Origin of the sequence: Escherichia sp. Lx600-2 (genome assembly GCF_036662595.1) — a bacterium.
GTDB lineage: Bacteria > Pseudomonadota > Gammaproteobacteria > Enterobacterales > Enterobacteriaceae > Escherichia > Escherichia coli.
This window is the reverse complement of the sequence record NZ_JAYQWM010000110.1, coordinates 1-9,528: the sequence shown is the minus strand read 5'-3', so window position 1 is coordinate 9,528 and position 9,528 is coordinate 1. Positions and strand designations below refer to the sequence as shown.

Below are 9,528 nucleotides of genomic sequence, written 5' to 3'. Positions count from 1 at the left end.
TGATAGAAACAGAAGCCACTGGAGCACCTCAAAAACACCATCATACACTAAATCAGTAAGTTGGCAGCATCACCCGGGTTCTGCTGTTGAATTTTCTGCCTGATAATAAGTAAACATAGTGATTCTCCGTGTCTGTGTATTTATGGTGTCTGCTACGGATCGCAGATTTATAAAGCACATTCAGCATGGCAAATATTTGCCGCTTCGTTGTTGAGATTAGTCCTGGTTGATGATTTTTATATTTTAACCCTATGATATTGATAGGTATTATTATTGTGGTGAGTTGATTGATATTGATGCAATATCTCTTGAGATATATATTCCCGGTTATCTATTGTGGGAATTTAATTTAAGTGCAGAAGTAATATTTTCTGCCGGATTTTATTCGGAATATCCTGCTTATCCTCGTGCTGTTTCTCACGTAGTCTATAATTTCCTTTTTAAGCCCACAGGAGAGCAACAATGACAATCCATAAGAAAGGTCAGGCACACTGGGAAGGCGATATCAAACGCGGGAAGGGAACAGTATCCACCGAGAGTGGCGTGCTGAACCAACAGCCGTATGGATTTAACACGCGTTTTGAAGGCGAAAAAGGAACCAACCCTGAAGAACTGATTGGCGCAGCGCATGCCGCATGTTTCTCAATGGCGCTTTCATTAATGCTGGGGGAAGCGGGATTCACGCCAACATCGATTGATACCATCGCCGATGTGTCGCTGGATAAAGTGGATGCCGGTTTTGCGATTACGAAAATCGCACTGAAGAGTGAAGTTGCGGTGCCGGGTATTGATGCCTCTACCTTTGACGGCATCATCCAGAAAGCAAAAGCAGGATGCCCGGTCTCTCAGGTACTGAAAGCGGAAATTACGCTGGATTACCAGTTGAAATCGTAAAGCGTTGCAGGATGACGCGTCAGGCGCGTGAATGCCTGATGCGTTGTTAGCATCTCTACAGCGCCCGCCAGCACCGGAGCTCACGTCCGTCCTCCCTTATTGCTAATGATTGCCGGACTTCGCATCCGCTGGTTGCAAGGGGGCAACGTTCGCGGAAAAAACAGCCTTGCGGCAACGTGCGGTTTCCCGGCAGTTCCGTTTTACGTAATGCCCATTCTTCCTCCAGCGGTTTATCAATGGCGGGGAGGGAGTCCAGCAATAATCGGGTGTACGGATGTGCCGGAGCCGTCAGTACCTGTTGCGCGTCGCCCAGTTCTACAATCTGCCCGAGATACATCACCGCTACCCGATCGCTCATATGACGAATCACCGAGACATTGTGTGAGATCAGCACATAGGTCAGCCTGCGATTTACCTGTAGCGTTACCAGTAAATTGAGGATCTGCGCCTGCACGGAGATATCCAGCGCCGAGGTTGGCTCATCAAGCACAATCACGTCAGGCTGCGAAGAGAGTGCTCTGGCAATGGCGATGCGTTGCCGCTGCCCGCCGGAGAACGCATGAGGCAGGCGGTCGAGATACTCCGGACGAATACCCACCTGCACAGCCAGCTCCTCTGCCAACGCTCGCCGCTGTTGTTCACTACTACGCTTAGCTATCCAGAGCGGTTCTGTGATGATGCGCCACACCGGTAAGCGCGGATTGAGCGAAGAGAGCGGGTCCTGAAACACCATCTGCATAATGCGTTGTGAGCCAGAACGGATGTACTGCCCGTGGCTCGGTTGCAGCATACCCATTAAAAGCTGTGCGAGGGTGCTTTTGCCGCAGCCTGACTCGCCGACGATCCCTAAGGTTTCACCACGGCGGATCTGTAAATCAATACCATTAATGGCATGAACATGTTCCGTAGTTTTACCAAGCCAGTTTTTACGGGCCGGGAAATTGATATGGACGTCGCGTAACGTTAATAACGTGTCAGACACTTATGACCTCCTGCTGCGGATACCAACAGGCGCAGCGCTGGTTGTTGTCACACTGTGCACCTGCCGCATAGCAACGATCGCGAAAAGCGCAGCCGTCAGGCAAATGGGTGAGGTTTGGTACCGTCCCTGGAATGGCGGGTAATGGCTGGCGTGGTACTCCATGTTCTGGTGCGCATTGCAGCAAACCAATGGTATACGGATGCCGGGGATGATGGATAACGTCTGCCGTCACGCCGCTTTCAATTACGCTTCCGGCATACATCACGTAAACGCTATCGCACAGTTGCGACACCACGGCCATATCATGGCTGATGAACAGTACCGCAGTTCCACTAGCGCGGGCTTTATGTTTAAGCAAACGCAGTACCTGCAACTGTACCGTGACGTCCAGCGCCGTAGTCGGTTCGTCGGCAATAATCAATTGCGGCTCGCAGGAGAATGCCAGCGCAATCATTACCCGCTGGCGCATACCACCTGAAAGCTCAAACGGATAGCGCGACATAACTTCCACGGCATCCGGGATTTGCATCTCTTCCAGCAGGGCAATCGCTTTAGCTCTGGCTTCCCGACGACTTATTGGTTGATGATGGCGGATCACGTCCATCATCTGAAGACCTATTCGACGTGTCGGATTGAGGGCGGTCATCGGTTCCTGAAAGATCATCGCCACTCGTGCGCCGCGCCACTGACGAAGCTGTTTTTCCCGAGCGTTAAGAACATCGTCTCCCAGCAGTGAAATCTGCCCCCGATGTACGCAATAACTGCCCGTCGGTAGCAGACGCATAATCAGCATTGCGGTGACTGATTTACCTGAGCCGGATTCTCCCACCAGACCGACAATTTCACCGCGGTTAATCTGCAAGGACACATTGTTGAGCGCGTGTACATCACCGTTAAAACCGGGGAAACTCAAATGCAGTTGTTGAATGTCCAGAACGGGTTGGGTCATGACTGCTTTCCTCCTGCTTTCGGGTCAAGCAGATCGCGAATACCATCACCAAAGAGATTAAACCCGACGGCGGTAAGCAAAATCGCTGTCCCCGGAAATGCGCAATACCACCACTGATCGAGTACATAGTTGCGACCATTCGCTACCATCGCGCCCCATTCAGCACTCGGTTGTTGAGCACCCAGGCCAATAAATCCCAACGTGGCGGCCATTAAAATCGCGCTACCGATATCCAGCGATGCCTGCACGATCAGCGACGGCAGGGAGTTACGTAAAATATGCCAGTTGATCAGATGCCAACGCGACGCGCCAAAGGTTTTCGCCGCCTGAACATAGGTATACTGGCGTACAACTAATGCTTGCCCCCGCGCCAGGCGCACATAAAAGGGAATTCGCACAATAGCAATCGCCAGCATGGCGTTAAATAAACTCGGCCCGAGAGCGGCAGCCAGTGCCATTGTCAGTACCAACGAAGGAATCGACAGCATAATGTCCATGATGCGCATGATGATGGCGTCTGCGCGTCCGCCAAGCACACCGGATAGACATCCGAGTAGCGAACCAATCATACCCGCAATGGCGACCACCACTAATCCGGCGAGAATTGATTGCTGACTGCCGACCAGTACGCGGCTGAACAGATCGCGTCCCACTTCATCGGTGCCAAACCAGTGCGCCGCAGAAGGCGGCAAAAGGCGGGCGGTTAAATCAATGGCGTTGGGATCATGCGTCGCAAGCCACGGTGAAAAAATCATCATCAATAGCATTAATACAATGATGACTGCGCCGGTCACGGTGAGCGGACTGCCTTTCAGCATCCATACCAGTTTTGCACCGTTAAATCGCGTTTGTTTTTGTGGGCGTACGGCGGACGTTTCCTCGCTTAGCATCATTCACCACCTCCACGTCCGATACGCGGATCAATCCACAAATAGAGCAAATCCACCACCAGGTTGACCAGCACATAAGCAAATGAAACCACGACGGCAAAGCCCATCACTGCCGGGAAGTCGAGCGCCTGTATTGATGTTACTACCCATGCCCCCATTCCGGGCCAGGCAAAAACGGTTTCGGTGAGCACTGCGCCATACAACAAATCGCCCAGCGCCAGACCCAATACGGTAATCGATGGGATCAACGCATTGGGTAGCGCATAACATAAAACGATATACCAGCCGGGCAAGCCGCTGGCCCGGGCGGTACGAATGTAGTCTTCACTCAATTGTTCCAGCATCGCTGAGCGGATCTGGCGAGCGACAATTCCCAGGTGAACGAACGCCAGCGTTAATGCCGGTAAGATGAGATGTTGCAACGCATTGAAGAAGACTTCACTGTTGCCTTCAAGCAACGCATCGAGCAGATAAAAGCCGGTAACGTGCGTTGGTGGATCCAGCCAGTCATCAAGCCTTCCGCCGCCGGGAAGTATTTGCAGATGACCATAAAACAGCACAATGACGCCCAGCCCAAGCCAGAACGCAGGTGTGGAGATTCCGGTAATGGCCATTATTCGCACCAGATGATCCAGCCAGCGATTTCGCCAGACTGCAGAGAGTATGCCCAGCGGGATGCCAATCAAGAGTGCCAGCAGCAGGGCACAAAAAGCCAGCTCCAGCGTCGCCGGGAAAAATATACGCAACTCTTCCAGCACCGGACGCCCGGTACGAATGGATGTCCCCAGGTCACCATGAAACAGATCGCTGACGTAGCGGTAAAACTGTACGTACAGTGGCTGGTCCAGCCCCAGTTGCTGGCGAATATTTTCCACGATAGCATCGCTGGCGCGGTCACCTGCCAATAACCGCGCCGGATCGCCGGGGATCAGATGCGAGATAATAAACGTAATCACACAGACCCCCGCCATCACGAGCACCAGCCCCCAACAGCGTTGGCGTAAAATACTCCAGAAGGTCACGTTATTTACTCATGGTATTGATATTGAAGACCTGTTCCAGCATGGGATTGAACACAAAGCCTTTCACCTCTTTGTTCATCGCCAGTTGGTAGTTTTTCTGGAACAGGTACACATAAGCAGCGTCATCAATGACGATTTTCTGTGCCTGCTGGTAGTTCCGGGTACGCTGCGTCTGGTCGGTGGTCGCGAGCGCATTGCGCAGTAACTTATCAACCTCACTGTTTTCATAGAACGAGCGGTTACCCGGCAGACCTTTTTTGTCGGACTCAAACCAGTAATTCATAAACATATACGGGTCGGCAAAATCCGGACTCCAGTTGCCAATCGCAATGTCGTAATCACCTTTACCCACTCTGTCGCGCATGGTGGCGTTCGCCAGCTTTTCCAGCTTCACATTGATGCCCAGCTTGTTGAGACTGGATTGTGTCGCTAGAGCAATAGGCTCCCAGTTCGGATCATTATCAGAATAGAGAAACGTCAGGCTGGTGGGTTTGCTCTTCACTTTATCCCATTCGGCTTTGGCTTTCGTTTCGTCATGGTTGTATTGCATTGCCGTCGCATCGTAGCCCCACATGCCTTCCGGAATCGGGCCGCGCATTTGTTTTCCGTTACCACTCAGAATGCCGTTAACCATGCCCTGATAATCGGTAGACCAGGAAATGGCCCGCCGCAGCTCCGCCTGATTAAGTGGCGCTTTGCTGTTATTCAGATACAGATAGGTGACGCGCAGTGACGGATACTCTGCCACATTGACTTTATTTTCCTACTTCAGGGCGTTGAGTTGATCCACCGGCAGCGCATCGGCAATGTCAATGTCGCCACGGGAGAGCTGCAGGCGACGGGAGGCACTTTCACCGATAATTTTTACCGATACTCGCTTAAAGTTCGGTTTATTGCCGGGGTAATGCGGATTTGGCACCAGAACTAATTGCTGACCTTTTTGCCAGCTTTTCAGCATAAATGGTCCGGAACCGGCGGTATTTTGCGCGAGGAAGCCGCGGGCATCATCCGCCGCATGTTCCTTTAACACCGCCGGATTGATAATGGATGCACCGTCATTCGCCAGCGTGTAGAGGAACGGTGCGAATGGTTGGCTAAGGGTAAACTTCACCGTATGTTCATCGGGAGCATCAATCTTTAAATCTTTGGGAAATGCTTCTGCTGGCCCCTGGCCGATTTTTAGTAGCCGCTCAAAAGAAAGTTTTACTGCTTCGGCAGTGACAGGTGTGCCATCGGCAAATTTAGCATTATCTTTCAGGGTGAACGTCCACTCTTTTTGATCGTCAGACGCTTTCCAGCTACTTGCCAGATCGCCTTCAACGTCGGTTGAGCCTTTATCACCGTCCGTTTTGTACTGAACCAGTCGCTGATAAGACGGGTAGGTCACCGTCCAGTCGTTATTATCTATTGTTACCGCCGGGTCGAGGGTTTGTGGATCGGCGGCCTTACCAATCACCAGCATATCTTTCGGTACGGCGGCGTGCGCAACCGGGAAAGTTGTGGCAAGGACGAGCGCGAGCAATGTGGGACGAAACGATATCGATCTCTTCATGACAGTTTCCTGATTAACTGACGTGCTGTGTGCCAGGGGATATAAAACAAGAGAATTGATCAGCGAGCAGTGGGTAACTCGCTGCCTGGGGTAATTCGAAGTGCCACCATTCGCTGGAGATACCGACAAAACCGCCACCAGTCATAATCGCATTCAGCAACAGCCGATTGCGCTGAGCGGCGGGCGGGACGGAAGGATGGTAAGCATGGGAGCGCTCGTGCATTTCATCGAACCCTGCGCCCATATCGAGGATGTTCCCGTGCTCATCACGAAGCGTCAGGTCGATCGCCGTGCCACGGCTGTGATTAGAACCGACCGTCACATCAACAACATATTGCGGGTCTGGGCAGGCTTGCCACAACATCGCCTGCGCTTGTTGTGGGCGATACGCATCGTAAATCACCAGTTGTAAGCCTGAGAGCTGGGCGATACTGATACTTTTCGCCAGCGCGGTAATCGCATCCTTGTGTAACAGACAACGCGCTTGCTGATAAATAGCTTTACCTGTGATGTTATCAGCGCAGGCGTATTTCAATTCGATCTCCAGATCAGGGAAGATTACGGCTAAATCAACCAGTTCGGTGGTATCCGACATAAACGGTTCCTGTATAAGACAAAAATTGCTGCGCTTTCCGCTTATGCAGATCTCATGCCATGCCGGGATAAGCGCCAGAATGCTGGCTTAAAGTTATATTTTTTAACTTTTGATCAACATTTGTGCAGCGTAGTGCAGTTTTGGTGCAAGAGGGGAAGTTAAGGAAGGAATCTCCCGGAATCGTAGCTGAAATCACAGTATTTAAGTGACAGTGTCACGTTAAATGAAAACCCGCGAGTGCGGGCGAGAGGAATTTGTCAGATTTTCAGCGGTAACACGCTGCTCATCCAGCCTGGAATTTCTTCGGCGGGCAGGGGGCGGGAAAAGAAATATCCCTGAATAACGCGACAGTGGATCTTGCGTAGCATCTCAAATTGCTCTTTGGTTTCGACGCCTTCCGCCACGACGGTTAAATTGAGGCTTTGCCCAATGCTGGTAATGGCTTCAAGTAAGGCAAGGATGCGTTTTTCCGTCAGACAACGATCGACAAAACTTTTGTCAATTTTGATTTCCGTTACCGGAAGACTGACTAAGCGGGATAATCCGGAAAAGCCCGTGCCAAAATCATCTACCGATAAACCCACGCCCATATCACGCAGGATCTGAATGCGCTTAAAGATTTCGGTATCGTGTTCCATCATCATGCTTTCCGTGATTTCCACCGTCAGCTGGTGGCCGTCAATACCCCAGGCTTGCATTGCATCAGACACCTGATTAGGCAGTTGATTACTGCGAAAGTGCAGCGCCGACAAGTTCACGGATAACGCCGGGATATGAATATTCTGGCTACGCCATTCTGCTAACTGACGGCAAGCTTCCGCGATGACCCTGCGCCCAATATTTTCGATTTCACCAATCTCTTCTGCGAGAGGAATAAACCGTGAAGGGGGCACATGACCATGCTGGGGATCGTGCCAGCGAGCAAGGGCTTCGATGCCGTACAGTTCACCCGTTTCTGCGAAGATTTGCGGCTGGTAAACCAGTTTCAGTTGGTTATTGCTAATCGCTTCTTTCAGCGCTGCGCCTAAAACCAAACGCTCTTTTACCATTTCGTTCATCGCCGGGCTGAAGAACTGCCAGCCGTTACCGCCATTCTTGCGAATATAATCCATTGCATTGTGAGCAGTGGAGAGCAGGTAATCGCGGTTTTTACCCACGTCGTAGCTGATGCCAATACTCAAGGTAAGCGGGAAGGGTTTATCGTCAATCATTATCGGCTTGCTGACCACATTCCGTAGCTCATCGGCGATTTGGGTAATGTTACTGACGTCGTTTTCCAGGCTCACGAGGACAAACTGCGTACCTTCGATACGACAGAGATACTGATCCGGTTTGAGTTTTTCACGAAAGCGATTGACCACTTCCAGCAATGCCTGATCGGCCCACGCATAGCCAAGGCTATCAATCACATCCTGAATATGGTCAACACCGATGAGATACACCACCGGAGAGACGGCTTTGTCGACCAGGTCATCGAGGTAATTGTGCAGGTTATTGCGATTTGGCAGACCGGTCATCGGATCAAATTGGATGAGTTGTTCAATATGCTGACGGCTTTTTTCCTGTTCCAGCGCCAGCGCGGCCATATGCTGGCTGATATCTGCCACGCGTTCGATAAAGGCGCTGGTTTCTGCTCCTGACGAGGTTTTAATTTGCAGGATCCCCGCAGGCGCACCATCACGCTGACGAATGGTCGCTGACCAGCTTTGCGCATTTTGAACTTCTGCACCGTGCGAAGATGACGCCCAGTGTATCGGCATCCCGTTGCGCAGTGCGAACAGCGAAACATGCGATTCGTTGAGAACAGATTCGATATTACGACAAATGATTTCCCCCATTTCATGAAATGGCGGGCTGCTGCACATGGCGGCGAGAATATTGCCTTCAAGCTGGCGGATCTGCCGTTCTTCGGTGATATCCGAGAAAGTCATTACCAGGTTCTGCAAATGCGCGAGCACGTCATAAACCGGGCTGATAGAGGCTTTAATCCAGATTTTTTCACCGGTGCGCGTCAACAGCAGAAATTCGTCCTGATCGCGGGCGGTTTTCCATAGCAACTGTTGTAAACGAATGCGGTTATCGGCAGGGAATTCAGGAATGTTCAGGAGTGTATCGGGCTGCATACCGCTGGCTTCGCTAATGCAGTAACCAAACATTTCGGTAAATGCGCGATTGCACTGCACAATATGGCGTTCCGGATCGAGGACAATCACCGGTCGGTCGAGATGGTCAACGGCAATAATCAATTGTCTGGTCTGTTCTTTTTGCGCCATTTCTACGCTGGCATCCCGTACCAGCGCCAGGTAATAAACTTTCCCCTCGGCGCTCACTTTCGATAGCGCAAAACGGGTCCAGATTTTACTGCCGTCTTTTTTCTCCAGCTGCAGCTCCCGACTCATCCCCTCAACACGCGCTTTACCGCCTTCACGGTTATGACGAATGTATTCAGGATGCGCAGGACGCAAATCCCGCGGAATCAGCATATCAATGTTATTGCCAATGACTTCTTCACGTTTGTATCCCCAGAGCTTCTCTGCGGCGGGGTTGAAAAACATCACTTCATCATTTTCGTTAAGGAAGGTGCGAACAAGTTCCTGATATGAGATCATCATATTCATCCGGAGCGCATCCCAGAGGGACATCA

7 protein-coding genes and 1 pseudogene are annotated in these 9,528 nt (G+C 51.3%); 1 reads left to right on the top strand and 7 read right to left on the bottom strand.

Going from position 1 to position 9,528, the window contains the following annotated elements; all coding sequences use genetic code 11:
- The first annotated feature begins 462 nt into the window (after positions 1–462).
- On the top strand, positions 463–894 hold the full coding sequence (osmC, locus tag OQV04_RS21830; RefSeq protein WP_032280863.1) for a peroxiredoxin OsmC: 432 nt from the start codon (positions 463–465) through the stop codon (positions 892–894).
- Positions 895–949: 55 nt separating this feature from the next.
- Here the strand turns inward: osmC and OQV04_RS21825 are convergent, their stop codons facing one another.
- From OQV04_RS21825 to dosP, 7 genes and pseudogenes are all read right to left on the bottom strand, one after another.
- Positions 950–1,876, bottom strand: a complete 927-nt coding sequence (locus OQV04_RS21825; RefSeq protein WP_032280864.1) for an oligopeptide/dipeptide ABC transporter ATP-binding protein — start codon at positions 1,874–1,876, stop codon at positions 950–952.
- Positions 1,869–2,825: an ABC transporter ATP-binding protein gene (locus OQV04_RS21820; RefSeq protein ID WP_332642917.1), complete on the bottom strand. Its 957-nt coding sequence runs from the start codon at positions 2,823–2,825 to the stop codon at positions 1,869–1,871. The genes OQV04_RS21825 and OQV04_RS21820 overlap by 8 nt, the downstream gene beginning before the upstream one ends.
- Positions 2,822–3,718 (bottom strand): D,D-dipeptide ABC transporter permease, encoded by an 897-nt coding sequence (ddpC, locus tag OQV04_RS21815; RefSeq protein WP_101969394.1) that lies wholly within the window; start codon positions 3,716–3,718, stop codon positions 2,822–2,824. The genes OQV04_RS21820 and ddpC overlap by 4 nt, the downstream gene beginning before the upstream one ends.
- The gene (locus tag OQV04_RS21810) at positions 3,715–4,737 is read right to left on the bottom strand and encodes an ABC transporter permease (protein WP_032280867.1); all 1,023 of its coding nucleotides are present in this window, start codon (positions 4,735–4,737) and stop codon (positions 3,715–3,717) included. Before OQV04_RS21810 ends, ddpC begins: the two co-directional genes overlap by 4 nt.
- Position 4,738: 1 nt before the next feature.
- Positions 4,739–6,289, bottom strand: a pseudogene (locus OQV04_RS21805) (ABC transporter substrate-binding protein).
- Positions 6,290–6,302: 13 nt separating this feature from the next.
- On the bottom strand, positions 6,303–6,884 hold the full coding sequence (gene ddpX / locus OQV04_RS21800; RefSeq protein ID WP_001285833.1) for a D-alanyl-D-alanine dipeptidase: 582 nt from the start codon (positions 6,882–6,884) through the stop codon (positions 6,303–6,305).
- A 257-nt stretch (positions 6,885–7,141) separates the two neighbouring features.
- A complete protein-coding gene (gene dosP, locus OQV04_RS21795) occupies positions 7,142–9,526 on the bottom strand; it encodes an oxygen-sensing cyclic-di-GMP phosphodiesterase DosP (RefSeq protein ID WP_442899668.1) in 2,385 nt (794 codons plus the stop codon).
- Positions 9,527–9,528 lie beyond the last annotated feature (2 nt).

Excerpts from the sequence above, each read along its gene's own strand:
- ddpC (WP_101969394.1), bottom strand. The coding sequence starts at position 3,718 with ATGATGCTAAGCGAGGAAACGTCCGCCGTACGCCCACAAAAACAAACG.
- OQV04_RS21820 (WP_332642917.1), bottom strand. The coding sequence starts at position 2,825 with ATGACCCAACCCGTTCTGGACATTCAACAACTGCATTTGAGTTTCCCC.
- ddpX (WP_001285833.1), bottom strand. The coding sequence starts at position 6,884 with ATGTCGGATACCACCGAACTGGTTGATTTAGCCGTAATCTTCCCTGAT.
- osmC (WP_032280863.1), top strand. The coding sequence starts at position 463 with ATGACAATCCATAAGAAAGGTCAGGCACACTGGGAAGGCGATATCAAA.
- dosP (WP_442899668.1), bottom strand. The coding sequence starts at position 9,526 with ATGTCCCTCTGGGATGCGCTCCGGATGAATATGATGATCTCATATCAG.